The following is a 21,411-nucleotide window of genomic DNA, read 5'->3' as shown; positions in this document are numbered from 1 at the left end:
GCATGAAAATTCTGGTTACTGGGGGCACCGGCTACATCGGTTCCCACACTGTCCTTTCGCTGCAGGAAGCCGGCCACGACGTGGTCGTCATCGACAACCTGGTCAATTCCAGCGAAGAGTCCCTGCGGCGCGTTGCCGAGCTCAGTGGAAAGGAAGCGGACTTCCACAACGTGGACCTGGTGGATGAAGCCGCGGTGGAGCAGGTATTTGCCGGCGCGGGCATCGACGCCGTCATCCACTTTGCCGGCCTGAAGGCCGTGGGTGAGTCCGTCCGGGAACCGCTGAAGTACTACTACAACAACCTGGTGGGCACGCTGAACCTGATCCGCGTCATGGACCGCCATGACGTCCGGTCCTTCGTGTTCAGCTCGTCGGCCACCGTCTACGGCGAGCACAACCCCATCCCCTACGTGGAAAAGATGGAGATCGGCGCGAACAACCCCTACGGCCGCACCAAGGAACAGATCGAGGACATCCTCTCTGACCTGGGCGATGCCGATCCCCGCTGGCACATCGCACTGCTGCGCTACTTCAATCCGGTGGGCGCGCACCCGTCCGGCAGGATCGGCGAGGACCCGCAGGGCATCCCGAACAACCTCGTGCCGTTCATCGCCCAGGTGGCGGTAGGCCGCCGCGAGAAGCTGATGGTCTTCGGCGGCGACTACGACACCCCCGACGGCACATGCCTCCGCGACTACATCCACGTGGAAGACCTCGCCGAAGGGCACGTCGCGGCACTGAACTACGTGGCCGGGCGCGCGGGCGTGTTCCGCTGGAACCTCGGCTCCGGCAGGGGCTCCTCGGTACTTGAGGTCCTTCGCTCCTTCGAAAAGGCCGTGGGTGAGCCCATCCCCTACGAAATCACCGAGCGCCGCGCGGGAGACCTCCCGGCGTTCTGGGCTGACGCCGCCTCCGCACTGGCGGACCTGGGCTGGTCCACCACCAAGACAGTGGACCAGATGTGCGAGGACCACTGGCGCTGGCAGAAGAACAACCCGCAGGGCTACGCCTCCTGACGCCAGTCGGTGGTTGAGCTTGTCGAAACCCCGGGTTTCGACAAGCTCTGCCACCGGACCAAACACGAAACGGCCGCCCACCTATCGAAGGTGGGCGGCCGCCGTCGTAATTACTATGTGCGGGCGAAAAACTACCGGACCGGGTAGTCGCGCTCCGGCTCGCCGATGTACAGCTGGCGCGGGCGGCCGATCTTGGTGTTGGGATCGCTGATCATTTCACGCCACTGGGCGATCCAGCCGGGGAGCCGGCCGATGGCGAACAGCACCGTGAACATCTTTTCGGGGAAGCCCATGGCCTTGTAGATCAGGCCGGTGTAGAAGTCCACGTTCGGGTAGAGCTTGCGCTGGATGAAGTAGTCATCGCTGAGCGCCTTCTCTTCGAGGCGGAGGGCGATGTCCAGCAGTTCGTCGTTGCCGCCGAGCTTGGTGAGGATCTCGTGGGCCGTTGCCTTGACGATCTTGGCGCGCGGATCGTAGTTCTTGTAAACGCGGTGTCCGAAGCCCATGAGCCGGACGCCGTCTTCCTTGTTCTTGACCTTCTCCATGTAATCCTCGGGCTTGAGGCCCTCGGCCTGGATCTGGCGCAGCATCTTGAGCACAGCCTCGTTGGCGCCGCCGTGGGCGGGGCCGAACAGGGCGTTGATGCCGGCAGAGACGGAGGCGAACAGGTTGGCATTGGAGGAGCCCACCAGGCGCACCGTTGATGTGGAGCAGTTCTGCTCGTGGTCCGCGTGCAGGATGAGGAGCAGGTCCAGTGCCTTGGCGACTACGGGGTCAACCTCGTACTGCTCGGCCGGAAGCCCGAAGCTCAGGCGGAGGAAGTTCTCCACCAGGTTGTGGGAGTTGTCCGGGTACAGCATGGGCTGGCCGATGGACTTCTTGTGCGCGTAGGCAGCGATGACCGGCAGCTTGGCCATGAGGCGGATGGTGGAAACCTCCACCTGCTCGGCGTTGAACGGGTCCAGCGAGTCCTGGTAGAACGTGGACAGCGCGGACACTGCGGACGACAGCACCGGCATGGGGTGTGCGTCGCGGGGGAAGCCACCGAAGAAGCCCTTCAGCTCCTCGTGCAGCAGGGTGTGGCGCCGGATCTTCTGGTCGAATTCATCCAGTTCGGTGGGCGACGGCAGGTTGCCGTAGATCAGCAGGTAGGACACCTCGAGGAAGCTGGAGTGCTGGGCCAGCTGTTCGATGGGGTATCCGCGGTAGCGCAGGATCCCGGCATCGCCATCGATGTAGGTGATTGCGGACGTGGTTGCCGCGGTGTTCATGAAGCCGGGGTCAAAGGTGACTGCGCCCGTCTGCTTCAGCAGCTTGGAAACGTCGTAGCCTTCGTTTCCTTCTATAACCTGGATGCGCGGGAGCTTGAGCTCTCCACCTGCGTGCAGCAGGGTGGCCGCGTTGTTGGTCTCAGTCATGGAGTCCCCTTCATGAGGCTTCTCGGCCTCTGTCGAAAGCTTGATCCAACATCAGGTGAGCCGCGCACTTGGGCCCTGGGAAGACAGGTTCCAACACCCGGACTGCCTTCTTGTAGAAAGCCACCATTGATAGTCACTTAAAAACTACCGCCAGTTGGGCACGTGTCACTAATCCGGGTCGGCGCCAAAGCCCCTAAAATGCGGGCAGTGTGTTGCGAGTCACATGATTGTTACGGGTTCACGTACGTGATCAGGACAACCGCTCCACAGCCGCACCGATACGTTCATCGGAGCCCGTCAGTGCAACGCGGACGAACCCGTTGCCGGCTTCGCCGTAGAACACCCCTGGCCCCACCACGATGCCGCGATCGGCAAGGCGTGCAACGGTATCCCAGGTGTCCTCCCCTGCCGAGCTCCAGAGGTACAGCCCGGCGTCGGAATCCTTGATCTCCAGGCCGAACCCGCGCAGGGCGGGTACCAGCTGCTCCCGTCGCCCGCGGTAAAGGTCCTTCTGGGCCTCCACGTGGGCATCGTCACCGAGGGCCACCCGCATGGCCTCCTGGACAGGGAACGGAACAATCATTCCGGCGTGCTTGCGGCTGTTGACCAGGTTCGGCATCAGCGCCGGGTCACCGGCAACGAACGCCGCCCGGTAGCCGGCCACGTTCGACTGCTTGCTTAGCGAGTACACAGCCAGCAGGCCTTCATGGGACCCGCCGGCCACCCGCGGATCCAGGATGCTGGGGACCGGCTGTCCGCCGCGCTGGACATCCCAGTCCCCCCAGCCGAGTTCTGCGTAGCATTCGTCAGAGGCAACCACGGCGCCGAGCTCACGGGCCTGGACCACCAGTGCCCTCAGCGACTCAACGTCCCGCACGCTGCCGGTGGGATTGCCCGGGGAGTTGACCCAGATAAGGCGCACGCGCGAGCGGACGGCGTCGTCAAGCTCGTCCAGGTTGTCCGTGGCCACAGAGGTGACGCCGGCGAACGTGGCGCCGATATCGTACGTGGGGTATGCCACCTTGGGACGTACGACGACGTCTCCCGGCTTCAGGCCCAGCAGCAGCGGGAGCCACGCGACAAGTTCCTTCGAACCCACCGTGGGCATGATGTTGCGCGGGTCCAGGCCCGTAACCCCGCGGCGGCGCTCGAACCAGCCGGCGATGGCTTCGCGGAGCGCGGGTGTTCCGTGCACCGTGGGATAGCCCGGGGCATTGGCTGCAGCCTTCAGCGCGTCCTGGATGATGGCCGGGGTGGGGTCCACTGGCGTTCCGATGGACAGGTTGACTGCCCCGCCCGGGTGTTCAGAAGCCTTGGCCAGGTACGGCGCCATGGCCTCCCACGGGTAGTCGGGCAGGTCCAGGCCGAATGTGCGCACTGCAGCGGTCACCGTTACGTCCGTATCAGTGGTCTTGGTTCTGCGGGGGCAGCGCGGCAATCATCGGGTGGTCCTTGCCCGTGTTGCCGATCTTCGCCGCGCCGCCCGGCGAGCCGAGGTCATCGAAGAACTCGACGTTTGCCTTGTAGTAGTCAGCCCACTCATCCGGGGTGTCATCCTCGTAGTAAATGGCCTCCACGGGGCACACCGGTTCGCACGCGCCGCAGTCGACGCATTCGTCCGGATGGATGTACAGCGAACGCTCGCCCTCATAGATGCAGTCGACCGGGCATTCCTCGATGCATGCCTTGTCCTTGACATCTACACACGGCTGCGCGATTACGTACGTCACGTCCCTGGCCTCTCCACGTTGGTTCCGGCGTCCCGCCGGCTCTTTCGCCCGGCGCGGCCGGACTATTGACATCTGAGCCTATTATCTCCCACCCCGTTCCCGCGAACCTAGCCGGGCCTCCTAGTATGAAGTGGTGACGCTGCCCACCCCCGCTCCCGCCGGCTTCCTGTCCTCTGCCACCCCCGGAATCCGCCTCGTGGTGCGGTACCGGATCGAGGAAGGCCTTACTGACGCCCTGGGCCACCTGGTTTCGTGCGACGGCGGTTCGTGCACCGTCCGGACGCGGCAGGCCGACGTCGTAATCCCCCTGGCGGCTGTGGTGGCGGCCAAGGAAGTTCCGCCCGCCCCGGAGAAGCGCCGCCCGCGGGCCTGAACCGCAAACCTTTTAAACGCGGAATGCCGCCGGCATGGGAGCCGGCGGCATTCTGCGGTGTTGCGGTGTGTTACGACTTGGCGCGGGCGCGGGCGGCCTTGGCACGCTCGTTGGTGTCCAGGATGACCTTGCGGATGCGGATGGCTTCCGGTGTCACCTCAACGCATTCGTCCTCGCGGGCGAACTCGAGGGATTCCTCGAGGGTGAGCTCGCGCGGCGGCGTCAGGTTCTCGAACGAGTCCGAGGAAGCAGCACGCATGTTGGTGAGCTTCTTTTCCTTGGTGATATTGACGTCCATGTCGTCAGCGCGGGAGTTCTCGCCAACAATCATGCCCTCGTACACCTCGGAGGTGGGCTTGACGAAGAAGGAGCCGCGTTCCTGCAGGTTGATCATGGCGAACGGGGTGACCACACCGGCGCGGTCGGCAACCATGGAACCGTTGGTGCGGTACTCGATGGGGCCGGCCCACGGCTCGTAGCCTTCGGAGATGGAGGCCGCAATACCGGCGCCGCGGGTGTCGGTCAGGAACCGGGTGCGGAAGCCGATCAGGCCACGTGCCGGAACGATGAACTCCATCCGGCACCAGCCGGTGCCGTGGTTGGCCATGTTGGTCATGCGGCCCTTGCGGGCAGCCATCAGCTGCGTGACGGCGCCCAGGTACTCTTCCGGCACGTCGATGGTCATGTGTTCCATCGGCTCGTGGACCTTGCCATCAACCGTCTTGGTCACAACCTGCGGCTTGCCCACGGTCAGTTCGAAGCCTTCGCGGCGCATCTGCTCCACGAGGATGGCCAGGGCCAGTTCGCCACGGCCCTGGACTTCCCAGGCGTCGGGACGCTCGGTGGGAAGCACCTTGATGGAGACGTTACCGATCAGTTCCTTGTCCAGGCGGTCCTTCACCTGGCGCGCGGTGACCTTGGCGCCCTTGACCTTGCCGGCCAGCGGCGAGGTGTTGATACCGATGGTCATGGAGATCGCGGGGTCGTCCACGGTGATCAGCGGCAGCGGCTGCGGGTTCTCAGCGTCGGTCAGGGTCTCACCGATGGTGATTTCTTCGATACCGGCGACGGCGACGATCTCGCCGGGGCCAGCGGACTCGGCCGGAACGCGGTCCAGGGCCTTGGTGGCCAGCAGTTCGGTGATCTTGACGTTCTTGAGTTCACCGTTGGCGCGTGCCCAGGCAACGGTCTGGCCCTTGCGCAGGGTGCCGTTGTAGATGCGGAGCAGGGCGAGGCGGCCAAGGAACGGGGACGCGTCAAGGTTGGTGACGTGCGCCTGGAGGACGCCCTCGGGGTTGTACGTGGGAGCGGGAATGTGCTCGATGATGGTCTTGAACAGCGGCTCAAGGTCTTCGTTGTCCGGAGCCGATCCGTTGGCCGGCTGCTCGAGGGAGGCGCGGCCAACCTTGGCTGCAGCGTAAACGACGGGAACTTCCAGGACCTTGTCCAGGTCGAGGTCCGGAACCTCGTCCGCAAGGTCGGATGCGAGGCCCAGCAGCAGGTCCATGGACTCGTGCACAACCTCGTCGATGCGGGCGTCAGGGCGGTCAGTCTTGTTGACCAGCAGGATGACGGGAAGGTGTGCGGCCAGGGCCTTGCGGAGCACGAAGCGCGTCTGCGGCAGGGGACCTTCAGACGAGTCGACGAGCAGCACGACGCCGTCAACCATGGACAGGCCGCGCTCCACCTCGCCACCGAAGTCGGCGTGGCCGGGGGTGTCGATGACGTTGATGGTGATGGTTTCACCGTCGGAGGACGGTCCGTTGTAGGCCACAGTGGTGTTCTTGGCCAGGATGGTGATGCCCTTTTCGCGTTCCAGGTCACCGGAGTCCATCACGCGGTCTTCGAGGTGGTTGTGTTCGGCAAAGGAGTTGGTCTGCTTGAGCATGGCGTCAACCAGGGTGGTCTTGCCGTGGTCAACGTGGGCCACAATCGCGACGTTGCGGAGGTCACTGCGCGAGGCAGTGGCTACCGCGGTGTTGGTGGTGGTTTCAGACATGCGTAAAGACTCGATTCCGTGGGTCAGATGTAGTCATCGCGACATTTCCAACCGAAACGCACGACGGATCAGGCCCTTAACACAGGGCTCCTTCATTAAGCATAACGGCAGTGGCAAGTGATGGCCTAAAACTGCACGGCAACCCGCTGGAATCCGTCCCTCTGCCAGCCACCTGCGGGACGGAAATTGAGAGCTGTCACACTCACTGGATAAATACGGATTTATGCCCCATTATTGCTGTTGATGAGCAGCGAATCCCACGAGAAACCAGCATGCGTCCCGCATCCGCTTTAACGCGGATCGCGGTATTTGCTATCGCCGCCGGCATGGTCCTGGCGGCTCCGGGCCAACCGGCACAACTTCCGGAGTCGGACGCACCAGTGGCCTCGGCCAGCCCGGACCAGGTTCCGCCTTCATTGCTCAGGGCCGCTGCCACGGACCCGGCGGATGCACCCCGATACACACCGGGCGTAGACCTGTCCGAGGTTCTCTCCCGCCCCGCCATGCGCCCAGGGGAGGTCTATCGGAATCCGGTGTTCGGCCGGAACGAGGTGGTGGTGCCGAACGTTCGGAACACCGCTGTCCTCATCGGGGACTCCCAATCGGTTCCCGACGACAGCTGGCCACGCCGCGCCCTGGCATCCCTCGGCTACAACGTCCACTTCTGCGGTTACGGCGGTACGGGCTTCACGGCAGCCAACGGCAAGGTGGGAAACTACATTGACGCCCTGGAGCGGGGCGACTGGATGTTGCCCGTGGGAACACCCGGACTGGTGGTGGTTGAAGGCGGCGGCAACGATGCTGCCCGCGGCGCCTCGGATGCCCAGATCACCGCCAACGCCAACCGCCTTGTGCAGGCCATGAAGGCCCGCTACCCCACCACCAGGATGGTAATGGTGGGCACCCTGGCGAAGGGGCCCAACAACGGTGGCGGTCGCCGGAGCCAGGTGGACAACCTGCTCTCCACCATCGCGGCAAAGCAGGGCATCACCTTCGTCAGCGCAGGAGACTGGCTGACCAAGTACAACCTCACACAGCACCTGGCGGATCCCGTCCACATGGACAGCGAAGGCCGGAAGGCGCTTGGGACGGTGCTGGAGCGCCGCCTCCGGGAACTGGGAATTCCGGACATCACGGCCACTGCGGCGCCCACCGCGCAGGCCGGAGCAGGCAGCAAAAAGGGCTGAGGCCCCGCTCCCTCCGGAGCGGCGCCCCAGCCCTTCAGCTGTGCAGCGACGGGATCGCGGCTTTATGCCACTTCCGGCGGCAGCATCAGCTTCGCACCCGGGATGGCGTTCAAGAGTGCCCTGGTGTATTCCTGCTTCGGCGCCTCGAAGACCTCGTCGGTGGTTCCGGTTTCCACCAGGCGGCCCTTCTCCATGACGCAGACGTGGTCGGCAATCTGCCGGACAACTGCCAGGTCGTGGGTGATGAAGAGGTAGGTCAGGCCCAGGTTCGACTGCAGGTCAGCAAGCAGGTTCAGGACCTGCGCCTGGACCAGGACGTCCAGTGCGGACACCGCCTCGTCACAGATGATGACCTCGGGGTCCAGTGCGAGGGCACGGGCAATGGCGACGCGCTGGCGCTGGCCGCCGGAGAGTTCGTTCGGGTACCGCTGCATGGCGGACTGGGGCAGCGCCACCTGGTCCAGCAGTTCCCGTACCTTCTTCTCCCGGCTGGCCGCATCACCGATCTTGTGGACCCGCAACGGCTCCTCGATGGTGCGGTAGATGTTGTACATCGGGTCCAGGGATCCGTAGGGGTCCTGGAAGATCGGCTGCACCCTGCGCCGGAACTTGAACAGGTCCCCGGCTTTCAGCAGCGAGGTGTCCACGCCGTCGAAGAGGATCTTGCCGTCGGTGGGCTTCTCAAGCTGGAGCACCATCTTGGCCACCGTGGACTTGCCCGAACCGGACTCCCCCACGATCGCCGTCGTCGTGCCCCGTTTGACGTCGAAGCTCACGCCGTCCACTGCCGCGAAGTCCGTGGCCTTGCCCAGTCCCTGGCGGAGCTTGTACACCTTCCGCAGGTCCTGGATCTGCAGGACGTTGTCGGCGACTGCCGCTTCCGCTGCAGGAGCCAGCATGTCTGCCGTCTCCACACCCTGTTCCTTGGCTGCCTGGATCCGCCGGCTGGCAAGGGATGGCGCCGACTCAACCAGGCGCTTGGTGTAGGGGTGCTGCGGGTTGCGGAGCAGTTCCAGTGACGGTCCTGCCTCCACGACGCGCCCCTGGTACATCACCACCACTTTGTTGGCACGTTCTGCTGCCAGGCCCAGGTCGTGGGTGATCAGCAGAACCGAAGTGCCAAGTTCCGTGGTCATGGTGTCCAGGTGGTCCAGGATTTGCCGCTGGACTGTCACGTCCAGGGCGGACGTGGGCTCATCGGCGATCAGCAGGCGCGGCTGGCATGAAAGGCCAATGGCAATCAGTGCCCGCTGGCGCATACCGCCGGAGAACTCATGCGGATACTGGTTCGCGCGGCGTTTGGCATCGGGCAGGCCGGCTTCGGACAGCACCTTGGCGATGTCCTCGGGGCCGCTCGGGCGGCCATTGGCACGGAGGGTCTCCCGCACCTGGTAACCGATTTTCCATACCGGGTTGAGGTTGGACATCGGGTCCTGGGGAACCATGCCGATGGTGTTTCCGCGCAGCTCGATCATCCGCTGCTCGCTGGCGTGGGAAATGTCCTCGCCGTCAAGCAGGATCTGGCCGCCGGAGACGCTGCCGTTGTTCGGCAGGAGTCCGATGGCCGCCAGTGCCGTGGTGGATTTGCCCGAGCCGGACTCCCCCACAATGGCTACCGTCTCACCGGGCATGATGGTCAGGTGTGCGTTGCGCACGGCCTGGACTTCACCGCCGCCGGTCTTGAAGGTGATGGCAAGGTCACGGATTTCCAGGAGCGGCTTGCTGCCGTTGGCGCGGGCCTCGCCGATGCTGACGTCTGGAGTTGTCATCTCTTTATCTCTCATCGCTGGCGGCTCTTCGGGTCGAGGGCGTCACGGACGGCATCGCCCAGCATGATGAAGCTCAGCACGGTGATGGACAGGGCTGCAGCGGGGAACAGCAGGATTTCGGGCCGGGTCCGGATGGAGGCCTGGGCACCTGCAATGTCGTTGCCCCACGACATGATGCTCTGCGGCAACCCGATACCCAGGAAGGACAGGGTAGCTTCGGCCACGATGAACACGCCCAGTTCCAGCGTTGCCAGCACGATGATCGGTGCCAGGGCGTTAGGCAGGACGTGCCGGACCAGCGCCTTGAACTTTGACACGCCGAGTGCCTGCGCCGCGGTGACGAAGTCTGCGTTGCGTACTTCTATGACGGCGCCGCGGGTGATGCGGGCCATTTGCGGCCAGGCCAGGAGCGATATGACGAACACTACTGTCCACACGCTCTTGTTCTCACGGAACAGTGGCAACTGGGTGATGACCAGGGCGCCGAGGATCAGCGGCAGGGCGAAGAAGATGTCGCCGAGTCGGGCCAGGACGGCGTCGATCCAGCCGCCGTAGTAGCCAGCCAGTGCGCCGAGCGTTACACCGATCACCAGAACGCAGAGCACCGAAAGGATGCCAACGGACAGTGATGCCTGTGTGCCGTGGATGACGCGCGAGTAGATATCGCAACCCTGGAACGTGAACCCGAACGGGTGGCCGGCAGTGGGCCCGCCTTCCGAATTCCCGAGTTCGCAGCCGTCGTTCGGCGGGGTGGACGTGAAGAGGCCGGGGAACAGCGCAATCACGATCAGGGCGAGGATCAGCAGCGACGAGATGATAAACAGCGGACGACGGCGGAGCTTGCGCCACGCGTCTGCCCACAGGCTGAGCGGGGCTTGGTCGGTCTTGACCGCGTCCGTCGCCTGCAGCGGGGTTTCATCGATGGGCGCCACGAAGTGGCTGTTGTTACTGGTCATAGCGAATCCTCGGGTCAAGCCAGGCGTACAGGAGATCAACGAGCAGGTTGGACACCACGAACACCAGCACCAGCACGCTGACGATGGACACGATGGTGGGGCCCTCAGTGCGCAGGACTGCCTGGTACAGCTTGTTGCCGACGCCCGGGACGTTGAAGATGCCTTCGGTAACGATGGCGCCGCCCATTAGTCCGCCAAGGTTGGCGCCGAGGTAGGTCACCACGGGGATCAGCGAGTTGCGCAGGATGTGCGCCAGGACCACCCGGGGCCGGGAGAGGCCCTTGGCGGTGGCGGTCCGGACGTAGTCCGCGTTCATGTTCTCGCTGACCGATGCACGGGTCAGCCTGAGGACGTACGCGAAGGAGACAAGGCCCAGCACGACGGCGGGCAGCAGCAGGCTGCCCCAGTCGGCGTTGGCGCCCACGGTGGGTTTCGCCCAGCCGAGCTGAACGCCAAAGACCAGCTGGAACACGAAGCCCAGCACGAAAGTGGGAACTGCGATGACCACCAGGGAAGCGACCAGGACGGTGGAGTCAAACCAGCCGCCGCGGCGGAGGCCGGCGAAGACGCCAAAAGCCACGCCGAAGATGGCCTGGATGGCCAGTGCTTCGACGGCCAGCATCGCCGTTACCGGGAAGACGCGGGCGAGGCTTGCCGCGATGGGCTGGCCGGTGAAGTCGTTGCCGAGGTTGAACGTGAAGAGGTTCTTCAGGAACAGGCCGTACTGGACGAAGAAGGGTTCATCAAGGTGGTACTGGCTGCGAAGGGTATCGATGACTGCCTGGGGTGGCTGGCGGTCGCCGAACAGTGCCGCGATGGGATCGCCGGGAAGGGCGAACACCATGTAGTACACGAGGAGGGTGGTGCCGATGAAGACAGGGATCACCTGGAGGAGCCGGCGAAGGATAAAGCGGACCACGGTATCACCAGCCTTCCGGGGAGGAAGTGAACAGGTTCATGCATACCTTCCTGCCGTGCAAGCCAATGGGGGCCCGGCCGTAACCGGACCCCCATTAGCCTTGGCGGCAAGTTAGATCAAGGACTACTTAGCCGTGATGTTGTAGTAGAGGATGCTGCCGTTCCAGCCGGTCTCGGCCTTCACGACGTTGTTGCTCCACACGATCGGACGTGCCTGGTCCCACAGGGGCAGGCCGGGCAGATCCTCGAACAGCACTTCCTGTGCCTGGTTGAACTTGGCGTTTGCATCCTCGGTGGATGTGGCAGCCAGGCCCTCCTTGAGGAGCTTGTCGAACTCGGGGTTCGTGTACTTCTCGTAGTTGGAGGAAGCGTTGGTGCCCCAGACCGGGCCGAGGAAGTTGTACAGCGACGGGTAGTCACCCTGCCAGCCTGCACGGGTCAGGCCGGGGAGCTGCTGGGACTTGCGCAGGTTCAGGACTTCAGCGAACTTGGCGAAGGGCTGGATTTCAGCCTGGATGCCGAGGTTGTTCTTGAAGCCGTTGGCCACGGCGTCGATCCATTCCTTGTTGCCGCCATCGGTGTTGGAAGCAATCTGGAGCGGCTTGGAGTCGTCGTACGGCTGGATCTTGTTAGCCTGCTCCCAGAGGTCCTTGGCCTTGGCGGCGTCGAACTTCAGGATTTCGCTGCCCTTCAGGCCTTCCTTGAATCCGTCGATGACCGGCGGGACAAAAGCCTTGGCCGGGGTGCGGGTGCCGTTGAAGACAACCTTGGCGATTTCCTCGCGGTTGATGGCGTAGGAGAGGGCTTCACGGCGCAGCTTGCCGGCTTCACCCTGGAAGTTCGGGTTGTACGGCGGGATGTTCAGCGTGGAGTTGGTGGCAACTGCCTTGGTGGCGTTGCGGTCCTGGAAGTCCGTCTCATAGGTCTTCAGTGCGTTGGACGGCAGGACATCGGTGATGTCCAGGTTGTCCGACTGGAGGTCCGTGTATGCGGGGCCCGGATCGGTGTAGAACTTGAAGGTCACGCCGCCGTTCTTGGACTCGCGCGGGCCGCTGTAGTCGGCGTTCTTGACGAGGGAAATCGACTGGTCGTGTACCCAGGCGCCTTCCTTCTCGAACTTGTACGGGCCGTTACCCACCGGGTTCTCACCGAAGGTCTTCGGGTCTGCAAGGGCAGCGGAAGGAAGCGGGAAGAAGGCGGAGTAGCCCAGGCGCAGCGACCAGTCTGCCTCAGGCTGGTTGAGCTTCACGGTGATCGTGGAGTCATCGGTTGCCGTCAGGCCGGACATGGTCTCGGCCGTTGGGGCAGGCGTGGTGGTGGTCTTGCCGTCGGCCGTCTTCTCGCTGTTGACCGCCGATACTTCTTCGTAGCCGGCGATGGACTCAAAGAAGAAGCCGTTGTTCTGCAGGTTCTTCGAGTTGGCGGCGAAGTTCCAGGAGTCAACGAACGTCTTGGCCGTGATGGCCTCGCCGTTGGTGAACTTCTGGCCCTGCTTGACCTTGATGGTCCAGTTCTGGGCGTCGGAGGAATCAATGGATTCTGCCAACGCGTTGACCGGCTTGCCGTCGGCGTCGTAGGTCCGCAGGCCTTCGAAAAGGAGTTCGACGACGCGGCCGCCGTAGACCTCATTGGTGTTGGCCGGCAGCAGCGGGTTCTGTGGTTCGTTGCTGTAGGCCGTGATGACCTTGTTGGGATCGCCGGTGGCGTCGCCGGACCCCTCCGTGGTGCCGCCTCCAGCGCCGCACCCGGTCAGGGCAAGCGCAGCGATTGCCACGATGCCCAGTGCTTTGGAAGTGCGCGTGAAACGCATTCCGCCTCCTATGAGTTGTGGGAGATAACGAGGGGAAATCTGGTGTTTCCCCGCAGGCCGAGGCACAGCTGTGAACTGTGACGGGGCCTACATGTACGAGTAGCCTAACCGCACGAAGTCCAGATACTGGTACTCCGTTGCCAAACCGTGACCGGGGCGTTCGAGATGCGTTAACCGGTTAACGGAAGTTGTGCAAGTCACATGCTACTCGGCGGTAGCGCCACGGCGAAATCGAACCGTGGCCTGCATCACCCATCTGCCGGGTGGGAATCAGTTCGTGGTCCCCTGCTGGGCCAGGCGCCAGTCCGAGACGTTCCACCACACGCCGAGGGGTCCCGGGCTCGGTTTCACACCGGCCACCCGGCCGTTGAAGGCTATGGCCCCGACCGTCTGGTACAGCGGCAGTCCGTACGCCTTCTCCCAGACGCGCTTATCGATCCCCGCCAGCAGTTCGTCCTGTTTGCCGAGGTCAGTGGTGGTTGCCAGCTGCTCCATCGCCTTGTCCGCGTCGCCGTCGGAGAATCCGTTGAAGTTGCTGCCCGCGCCGGTGCGGAAGATCTGGGGGATGCGGCCCACTCCGGCGCCCGTTCCGATCCACCCCAGCAACGCGGCGTCGTACCCTGCGCCTCCCAGCGACTTTGCCCAGTCCGCGTTCCCCTGGCCGGCGTCGACCACCCGGAAACCGGCCTGCTGTGCCGAATCGCGGATCAGGGTGAACGCCTTGGCGCGGTTGGGGTTGTCCCGGTTGTACAGGATCCGGACGGTCGGCGTGGCGCCGTCGAGGAGTTTCTTGGCTGCGTCGATGTCTACCTTGGCGTAGTCGGCCGAGCCGTTGTTCTTCACGGTATCCGCATATTTGGGCTGCCCGGGAAGGAAGACCTGGGAGTCGAGCGGTTTGGCGTCCGCAATCAGGTCCCCCACCACCGCGTCCACGATGGCCTGCCGGGGCACTGCCTTCAGGAAGGCCTTCCGGACGTCTTCGTCAGCGAAGGGCCCGGAGAAGTTGAGGTCGAGGTGGTCGTACCCGGACTGGCTGTACTGCTCCACCGTGTTGCCCTGGTCCGCCAGCCCGGCGAAGAGTTTCGAGGTGTCGGCGGAAGGCTGCGGCGAGATGATGTCCGCCTGCCCGTTGCGGAGTGCGTCCACAGCAGTGGGCAAGGCACCGGTGAACCGGACGTTGATCTCGTCAAGCCACGGTTCGGTCCCCCACACGTAATCGCGGTTCCGCACGAGCTTCATGGATACTTCCGGAACGATGTCCCGCACGATGTAGGGTCCGCTGGAAAGATACAGCGCGGGGTCGTCGGGCAGGGATTTCGTATCGAATCCGTTGTTCCAGAAATCCCCCACCGTCTTCAACGCCGAATTTACCGCCGGTTTCCCGGGGTTTCCCTTGGGCGAGTCCTTAATCAGGTCAACGAGGTCCTCCTCGTCGCTCAGCCCTGCCTTGGCGGCCACCACGTGGGCCGGCAGGCCGACGTCGAACGCGGTCTGCCAGTCCGCATACGGCGCGGCGTACTGCAGCGTGATGGTCCGGCCGTCGTCTCCGAGTTCGGGGAACGCTGTGCCCGCTAGACCGCCTACGGCTGACGCGGCCGAAAAATACCTGGTGCCCGTCCCGGCCGCGGGATCCGCGTCGTCGAAGTAACCCGAGCCCGCGGCCCAGCTCAGGAGGAGGTCGCCGGCGTCGATCGGCGCGCCGTCGGACCATTTGACGCCCTCGTTGACTGTGTACCGCACCTTGAGCGGGTCATCGGAGACTTTTTCGTAGCGTCCGAACTTGTCGTTTCGGACCACCACGGATTTATCGTCCAGGGAGTAGAAGCCGGAGTGCGTGGCTGCGCCGATCTTGGAGTTGATGTCCGTGTTGCCGTCGGTACTGAACGGGTTGAAGGAGGAAAAAGCGTTGACCTCGGCCACGGTGGCGCTGCCTCCGCGCTTGGCCTCCCCCACTACTACCGGCGCGCTGCCGCCGCCTGAGCAGCCAGAAAGGGCCACTGCGACAACTGCCGCTGCGGTGATGTACTGCATCAGGCGCCTGACTGGCATGCCTCCGCCTCCTTATGTATTCCATCCCGGGGAAGGGGGCCTGGAGTCGCCAGGAACGCGCCCTACACAGTCAGGATACTTTGGTGTCGCCGGCTGGGCGGGGAGGAGGAACCCTACGCCCCGGCTTCGGTGGCGGGCCGCAGCAGGCGGGCGCCGCCGTCGTTCGGTTTAAGCAGCGCCTCCGCGCGGCGCCGGTGACCGTTCCGGGTGTCCGGATCCATCGAATCCAGCAGGGATACCACCATCCGGGACCGGGAGTTGCGCTCAATCACGGGACGGTGGTCCTCGATGAAGGTCCAGTACAGTGCATCCCAGTCGGGGACCCACTCCCCCGGCGGCAGATCGGACATTTTCCGCAGGTAGTTGCTGCCGGAGACGTATGGCTTGGTGGTGATTCCGGCGCCCGACGCGAACTGGCTCATCGCGTACACGTTGGGAACCATGACCCAGTCGTAGGCGTCCACGTACATGGCCATGAACCATTCGTAGACGTCGTGCGGGTGGATGCGCAGGAGGGACATGGCGTTCCCCAGGATCATCAGCCGTTCGATGTGGTGGCTGTATCCGGTGGCGAGCACGCGGGAGATCACCATATCCACGGGGGCCAGCCCGGTGGCGGCGTCCCACCACCCGGTGCCCAGCCGGTTCCCGTGGTTGAGCAGGTTCGAACTGCGCATCTGCCGGCCGCGGAGACGGTAGGTGGCGCGCATGTACTCCCGCCATCCGATCAGCTGCCGCACAAAACCCTCGAGCGAAGCCAACGGGGTCTCCTGGCCGTTGCCGTCCAAAATTGCTTCAAGGACCTCGCGGGGGTCCAACAGCCCGATGTTGAGTGCCGGCGTGAGCAGCCCGTGGTTGATGAATGGGTGCGTAGCGGAAATGGCGTCCTCGTAGGCACCAAACCCGGCAAGCCGGTCGCGGACAAACTCCTCCAGATGGCGGCGGGCCTCCGCAGCGTCGGTGGGCCAGGCAAAGGAAGCAGGGTCTCCAGGGGCGTCCGGAAAATCCGCGGCTACCCAGGCAATGGCCGCCTCGACGTCGCTGGACCCGTCGTCGGGGGTGGTCTCCGTCCCGCCGCCGTCTTCCATGAGTGCGTCAAGGTCGAACATCGTTTGCCCGGCGTCGTTTCCCCGGCTAAACCTGCTCACGGCGGCCGGAACGTACCCGCGCGGAAGCTTCTTCCTGTTCTCGGCGTCAAAGGACCACTTGCCGCCGACGGGGCCGCCGCCGTCCACCAGGACATCGAGCCGGCGTCGTTGCCACACGTAAAAGTCGTACATCCGGGCTGGGTTGTGGGCGAACCACTCGTCGATCCGACGGCGGTCCGTAAGGAAGTTGGGAGTCTCCAGGACGTCGCCGGCCGGCATCCGGTAGCCGCCGTCAGCGAGGCCGGCGATCAGGTCCTGCTCAAGCCAGTCATCCACGACGTCGAACCAGGTCACCTGCCGCGGGCGGCTCCTCCGAATGAGTTGCCCCAGCTGGCTGCGGGACGTGCGGTCAGGATCGCTGGCCAGGACTTCCACTTCATACCCGTGGTTGCGGAGCCGGCCGGCAAACCGAGCCATCGATGCCCGGTGGAGGACCAGCTTGTGGGAGTGGAAGGCGTACTGCCGGAACATGAGGTCGTGCTCGATCAGCACCAAGGCCGTGCCGTCAGCCGGCAGTTCAAAGTGCTGCCCGAAGAGCTGGTGCGGCAGGACGAGGCGCAGGTGCTGGCCGGCTTGCATGCCCCAACGATAGTTGGATTGTGCGCCGGGCGTTGCCGTGCGGACCCCGGCTCCGGTGTCGCAAAAGGTAACCTGCACCCGCGGTGGCCACGGGCGGTGGGCCGGGCAAGAATATTCTGGGGTGAAACGCCAGGCCCAAGCAAAGGAAGCATATGCCAGATCAGAACCGTCCCCTGCGAAAGCTTGCCTTCCTCACCATCGGACTTTTTGATCCGGTCAACCCGGCCGCGGGTCACGAATCCACGTTGCAGGTGATTGAACTGGGTGAGCGGCTGGGCTTCGACAGCGCGTGGCTGCGGCACCGCCACCTGCAGTTTGGCATTTCCTCGCCCGTGGCCGTTATGGCAGCGGCCAGCCAACGCACCTCCAGGATCGAACTTGGCACGGCCGTGACGCCGCTTGGCTGGGAGAATCCCCTTCGGCTGGCCGAGGACCTCGCCACCACGGACCTGCTGGCCGGCGGCCGGATCAATCCGGGCGTCAGCGTAGGCGAGCCGATGCAGTGGGACACGCTCAAGCATGAGCTTTACCCCGACTCGGCCGGGGTGGAGGATTTCAGCTACGCCCGCGTGGAGCGGTTCGCCCGGCTGGTCGCGGGCAGCGTTGTCCGCGATTTCTCCGGCAAGCAGGGCGTGGTGGAGGAGTTTTCCAACCGTGTGGAACCGCATTCGCCGGGCCTGCGCGACCGCCTCTGGTACGGCGCTGCCAGCCGGAAATCCGCAGTCTGGGCAGGCGAAAACGGCTTCAACCTGCTCTCCAGCAGCGTGATCTTTCCTGACGCCGGCGAGGAACCCGACTTCGCGCGGGTCCAGCAGTCCCAAATCCGCGCCTACCGCGCCGCAGCGGCAGCGTCAGGACAGCCGCAGGAGCGGACGCGGGTATCCCAGGGGCTGGTGGTCATTCCCACCGATTCGGCCTCTGCGGCGCAGAGGGAGAAGTACCAGCGGTACGTCGACGAACGCACGCCCCGCACGGCCGCCCCGCAGGGACCCAGGAAGATGATGTTCGCCAAGGACCTCATCGGCACCAGTGAGCAGATCGCGGAACAGTTGTACGCCCACGCGGGTTTCCAGGAGGTCGACGAAGTGGCCTTCGCCCTCCCCTTCAGCTTCGACCACGAAGACTACATCCAGATCCTCACCGACATCGCCACCCGGCTGGGCCCGGCCCTTGGCTGGGAACCGGCCGGAGCCGGACGGGCTTAGAAAGCGGTGCTGGGCAGGTCCTTCTCTCCATCGGCGATCGCGGTGATGATCCGCGCAGCAACCAGGTCGGGATCCAGTGCCGCGCCGAATCGCGGCGCTGACCCGGCGATCGGATGCTCAGACAGGGCGGTGCCGGTGTGGCCCGGGCGTGCGTCCAGGATTCTGATGCCCGCCCGGTGATACTCGCGGGCCGCTGCGACAACGAAGGCCGCGAGTCCAGCCTTCGACGCCGAGTAGGCAGCGAGGCCAGCGACGGGCGCCTCGGCTACAACGCCACTTAGTGTCACAACGAAGGGTTCCCGGCCCTCGCGTGCGGACGCCGCGAGGTAACGCTGGCTCTGGGTGATGAGGTGGATCGGGCCGGTGGTGTTCACAGCGAAAAGTTCGTCCACCGTGGCGGGTTCAAGGTCGGATGCGGCGCCGAAGGCAACGACCCCTGACGCGACCACTACCCCGTCGAGGCGCCCGTACTGCGCATTCGTGTCTTCCAGCACCGATTGGGTCACGGAAGGTATGCGCAGATCGTGCCCATCTGACTTTGATGACCTGGCGACGATGGCGCCGCTGCTCTCCAGCTGGGCAGCGATGCGCGAACCGAGTCCGCCGCTGGCGCCGACTACCAGAACCACCGCTCCCCGAAGTGTCGTCATGGGTAGATCCTAGGCCACGGGCTGCAGGTAGCAGTGCGCGCGTCGGTCCCTGGGGCTGGACAACTGCGGTAGCCCGCAGGCAAAGAAGCAGGCCTCACCCGCGCATCCGGGATGAAGCGCACAACCAGGAAAGGGCCCATCTGCGGAAGCAGGTGGGCCCGTCCCGAAATCGTCTGGCCTAGACGTTGAAGCGGAACTCCACCACGTCGCCGTCGGCCATGACGTATTCCTTGCCTTCGATGCGGACCTTGCCGCGGGCCTTCGCCTCTGCCATGGAACCCGCCTCAATGAGGTCGTCGAAGGAGACCACCTCAGCCTTGATGAAGCCGCGCTGGAAGTCCGAGTGGATGACGCCGGCGGCCTGGGGTGCTGTGTCGCCCTGATGGATGGTCCAGGCGCGGGTCTCTTTGGGGCCGGCGGTCAGGTAGGTCTGCAGCCCCAGCGTGTGGAACCCGACGCGGGCCAGCTGGTCGAGTCCGGATTCCTCCTGGCCGTTCATCTCCAGCATTTCGCGGGCCTCCTCCTCGTCAAGTTCAACGAGGTCGGCTTCGAGCTTGGCATCGAGGAAGACGGCGTCCGCCGGGGCAACCATGGCGCGCAGTTCGTCCTGCTTCTCCGGGCTGCCCAGGATTCCCTCATCCGCGTTGAAGACGTAGATCACCGGTTTGGCGGTCAGGAGGCCGAGCTCCTTGAGGTGCTCCATCTCAAGCTTGTCGCTCTTGATCGAGGAAGTAATGGTGTCGCCGCGCTCCAGCACCGCCTGCGCCGCCTTGATGGCAGCGAGCTCAGCGGCTTCGCGCTTCTTGATCTTGACTTCTTTTTCAATTCGGGGAATGGCGTTCTCAATGGTCTGGAGGTCCGCCAGGATCAGCTCGGTGTTGATGATCTCCATGTCCGAGCGGGGGTCGACCTTGCCGTCGACGTGGATGACATCGGGATCATCGAACACGCGGATAACCTGCGCGATGGCCTGGGCCTCGCGGATGTTGGCAAGGAACTTGTTGCCGAGGCCTTCGCCCTCCGATGCGCCCTTCACAATCCCGGCGATGTCCACGAAGGACACCGGAGCGGGCAGCAGTCGCTGGGAACCGAAGATCTCGGCCAGCTTCGCGAGCCGCGGGTCCGGCAGGTTCACGACGCCGACGTTCGGTTCAATGGTGGCGAACGGGTAGTTCGCCGCCAGGACCTGGTTGCGGGTCAGCGCGTTGAAGAGGGTTGATTTGCCGACGTTGGGCAGTCCGACGATGCCAATAGTAAGAGCCACGAGCACTGATTCTACCCGCAGCGGCCCGTGCGCCCGTACCGGCGGATGTCACTCGCGTGGATTGTCAGTGCCCCGTGCGACAGTGAAGTCATGGATGGATTTGCCTTGATTCTTGCCCTTTTGATGCTGCTGGTAGGCGCCCTGGCCGGTGCGGCCGCCACCTACTTTGTGCTGCGGAAGAACACCCACGGCGTTGAGGCTGACTTCGACGCCGTGTCCGCCCGGCTGTCGGAGGTCAGTGCGCAGTTTGCCGCGGCCGACGCCGAACGCCGGCTTTTGGCGGCACAAAACCGGGAGCTGGGTGAGGCCAGGTCGCAGGACGGCAGCGTACTGCGCGCCCTTGCCCCAGTGGCGGAGAAGCTCACGGCAGTCCAGCAGCAGGTGGCGCTGCTGGAACGCGACCGTGTGGAACAGTACGGCCAGCTCGCCCAGCAGCTCCAGGAGGCACGCCTCTCCGATGAGCAGCTGATGAGGTCTACGCACGCCCTTGAATCAGCCCTGCGGTCCAACAGCGCCAGGGGCCAGTGGGGTGAAGTCCAGCTGCGGCGGGTGGTCGAGGCTGCCGGCATGCTGCGCCATGTTGATTTCGTGGAGCAGGTCCACAGCGCAGGCAGCGACACCACAGTCCGTCCCGACCTCGTGGTTCAACTCCCGGGCGAGAAGATCCTGGTGGTGGACGCCAAGGTGCCGCTGTCCGCCTACCTTGAGGCGCAAGCAATGGGATCGTCCGCGGTTCACTCCGCGCAGCACTCCGACGCCCGGCCGGCGGCCTTGTCCGGCTCCGAACGCCGTTCGCAGCAGGCGCTCCTGGCTGCCCACGCAAAAGCCTTGCGGGCCCACGTGGATGCGCTGGGCAACAAGAGGTACTGGGACATTCCGGGGAACTCCCCCGAGCTGGTGGTCTGTTTCATCCCTGCAGAATCGATCCTTGCGGCTGCCCTGGAAGCCGACGAGGGGCTTCTGGACCACGCACTGTCCAAGAACGTTGTCCTGGCGTCGCCGGGGACCCTGCTGGCCGTGCTGAAGTCGGTAGCGTTCACGTGGCGGCAGGACGTGCTGACGGACAATGCCCGGGAGCTGTTTGATCTCGCCCGGCAGCTCTATGACCGGATGGGAACCCTGGGAGAAAACGTCACCAAGCTGGGGTCATCGCTGAAGACGTCCGTGGACCGCTACAACTCCCTGGTGGGGACGCTGGAGGCCCGCGTGCTTCCTACGGCCCGCAAGCTGAACACCCTGGACGAAGCGGGCCTGGCCTCGCCGGCGCCCGTCGAGGTCACTCCCCGCGCCCTTGCAGCCCCCGAACTTCAGCAGGACGGGGCCGCCGCGTAGGGCGCGGA

Annotated in this window: 17 protein-coding genes; 5 read left to right on the top strand and 12 right to left on the bottom strand. The window is 64.6% G+C overall.

All coding sequences use genetic code 11. From position 1 onward, the window contains the following. The first annotated feature begins 2 nt into the window (after window positions 1-2). Window positions 3-1,016, top strand: coding sequence for a UDP-glucose 4-epimerase GalE (gene galE / locus UC32_RS02795; protein WP_045729684.1), 1,014 nt, complete (start codon window positions 3-5; stop codon window positions 1,014-1,016). Window positions 1,017-1,147: 131 nt separating this feature from the next. Here galE and UC32_RS02790 read toward each other — a convergent pair whose 3' ends face one another. The 3 genes from UC32_RS02790 to fdxA all read right to left on the bottom strand — a co-directional run bounded on the left by UC32_RS02790 (window position 1,148) and on the right by fdxA (window position 4,164). Continuing rightward, window positions 1,148-2,434, bottom strand: coding sequence for a citrate synthase (locus UC32_RS02790; RefSeq protein ID WP_045729683.1), 1,287 nt, complete (start codon window positions 2,432-2,434; stop codon window positions 1,148-1,150). A gap of 250 nt (window positions 2,435-2,684) precedes the next feature. Further along, window positions 2,685-3,824, bottom strand: coding sequence for a succinyldiaminopimelate transaminase (gene dapC, locus UC32_RS02785; protein WP_045729682.1), 1,140 nt, complete (start codon window positions 3,822-3,824; stop codon window positions 2,685-2,687). A 13-nt stretch (window positions 3,825-3,837) separates the two neighbouring features. Then, window positions 3,838-4,164 (bottom strand): ferredoxin, encoded by a 327-nt coding sequence (fdxA, locus tag UC32_RS02780; RefSeq protein WP_009356972.1) that lies wholly within the window; start codon window positions 4,162-4,164, stop codon window positions 3,838-3,840. Between the two features lie 133 nt (window positions 4,165-4,297). On the opposite strand from fdxA, the gene UC32_RS02775 reads away from it, so the two are divergent. Continuing rightward, the gene (locus tag UC32_RS02775) at window positions 4,298-4,537 is read left to right on the top strand and encodes a putative acetyltransferase (RefSeq protein ID WP_082071879.1); all 240 of its coding nucleotides are present in this window, start codon (window positions 4,298-4,300) and stop codon (window positions 4,535-4,537) included. 70 nt (window positions 4,538-4,607) lie between these two features. On the opposite strand, the gene typA is transcribed toward UC32_RS02775, so the two are convergent. Next, complete coding sequence (typA, locus tag UC32_RS02770; RefSeq protein WP_045729681.1) at window positions 4,608-6,536, bottom strand: translational GTPase TypA; 1,929 nt, start codon at window positions 6,534-6,536, stop codon at window positions 4,608-4,610. A gap of 272 nt (window positions 6,537-6,808) precedes the next feature. Between typA and UC32_RS02765 the strand changes: the two genes are divergently transcribed. Next, on the top strand, window positions 6,809-7,723 hold the full coding sequence (locus UC32_RS02765; protein WP_045729680.1) for an SGNH/GDSL hydrolase family protein: 915 nt from the start codon (window positions 6,809-6,811) through the stop codon (window positions 7,721-7,723). A 62-nt stretch (window positions 7,724-7,785) separates the two neighbouring features. On the opposite strand, the gene UC32_RS02760 is transcribed toward UC32_RS02765, so the two are convergent. The 6 genes from UC32_RS02760 to UC32_RS02735 all read right to left on the bottom strand — a co-directional run bounded on the left by UC32_RS02760 (window position 7,786) and on the right by UC32_RS02735 (window position 16,952). Beyond that, window positions 7,786-9,492 (bottom strand): dipeptide ABC transporter ATP-binding protein, encoded by a 1,707-nt coding sequence (locus tag UC32_RS02760; RefSeq protein ID WP_045729679.1) that lies wholly within the window; start codon window positions 9,490-9,492, stop codon window positions 7,786-7,788. Between the two features lie 11 nt (window positions 9,493-9,503). After that, a complete protein-coding gene (locus UC32_RS02755; RefSeq protein ID WP_015937713.1) occupies window positions 9,504-10,448 on the bottom strand; it encodes an ABC transporter permease in 945 nt (314 codons plus the stop codon). Then, window positions 10,438-11,367, bottom strand: a complete 930-nt coding sequence (locus UC32_RS02750) for an ABC transporter permease (protein ID WP_045729678.1) — start codon at window positions 11,365-11,367, stop codon at window positions 10,438-10,440. The genes UC32_RS02755 and UC32_RS02750 overlap by 11 nt, the downstream gene beginning before the upstream one ends. A 123-nt stretch (window positions 11,368-11,490) precedes the next feature. Continuing rightward, window positions 11,491-13,176 carry a peptide ABC transporter substrate-binding protein gene (locus UC32_RS02745; protein ID WP_045729677.1) on the bottom strand — a complete coding sequence of 562 codons (1,686 nt, stop codon included), beginning with the start codon at window positions 13,174-13,176 and terminating at the stop codon, window positions 11,491-11,493. 270 nt (window positions 13,177-13,446) lie between these two features. After that, entirely contained in the window at window positions 13,447-15,225 is a 1,779-nt protein-coding gene (locus UC32_RS02740) for an ABC transporter family substrate-binding protein (protein WP_045729676.1), read from the bottom strand. 113 nt (window positions 15,226-15,338) lie between these two features. Continuing rightward, window positions 15,339-16,952: a cryptochrome/photolyase family protein gene (locus UC32_RS02735; protein WP_045729675.1), complete on the bottom strand. Its 1,614-nt coding sequence runs from the start codon at window positions 16,950-16,952 to the stop codon at window positions 15,339-15,341. A 152-nt stretch (window positions 16,953-17,104) separates the two neighbouring features. Between UC32_RS02735 and UC32_RS02730 the strand changes: the two genes are divergently transcribed. Continuing rightward, complete coding sequence (locus UC32_RS02730) at window positions 17,105-18,157, top strand: LLM class flavin-dependent oxidoreductase (protein ID WP_045729674.1); 1,053 nt, start codon at window positions 17,105-17,107, stop codon at window positions 18,155-18,157. Here UC32_RS02730 and UC32_RS02725 read toward each other — a convergent pair. Together UC32_RS02725 and ychF are read right to left on the bottom strand one after the other, a co-directional pair. Then, the gene (locus UC32_RS02725) at window positions 18,154-18,807 is read right to left on the bottom strand and encodes an SDR family NAD(P)-dependent oxidoreductase (RefSeq protein ID WP_045729673.1); all 654 of its coding nucleotides are present in this window, start codon (window positions 18,805-18,807) and stop codon (window positions 18,154-18,156) included. The two genes, UC32_RS02730 and UC32_RS02725, sit on opposite strands and share 4 nt — an antisense overlap. A 178-nt stretch (window positions 18,808-18,985) precedes the next feature. Next, window positions 18,986-20,071, bottom strand: coding sequence for a redox-regulated ATPase YchF (ychF, locus tag UC32_RS02720; RefSeq protein WP_045729672.1), 1,086 nt, complete (start codon window positions 20,069-20,071; stop codon window positions 18,986-18,988). 90 nt (window positions 20,072-20,161) lie between these two features. Here ychF and UC32_RS02715 point away from each other — a divergent pair, with 90 nt between their 5' ends. After that, complete coding sequence (locus tag UC32_RS02715; RefSeq protein ID WP_045729671.1) at window positions 20,162-21,403, top strand: DNA recombination protein RmuC; 1,242 nt, start codon at window positions 20,162-20,164, stop codon at window positions 21,401-21,403. Window positions 21,404-21,411 lie beyond the last annotated feature (8 nt).

Origin of the sequence: Pseudarthrobacter chlorophenolicus, from assembly GCF_000962805.1 — a bacterium.
In the GTDB taxonomy this organism is placed as follows: Bacteria; Actinomycetota; Actinomycetes; order Actinomycetales; family Micrococcaceae; genus Arthrobacter; species Arthrobacter chlorophenolicus_A.
The sequence above is the reverse complement of the archived record's forward strand: the minus strand, read 5'-3'. Positions and strand labels throughout refer to the sequence as shown.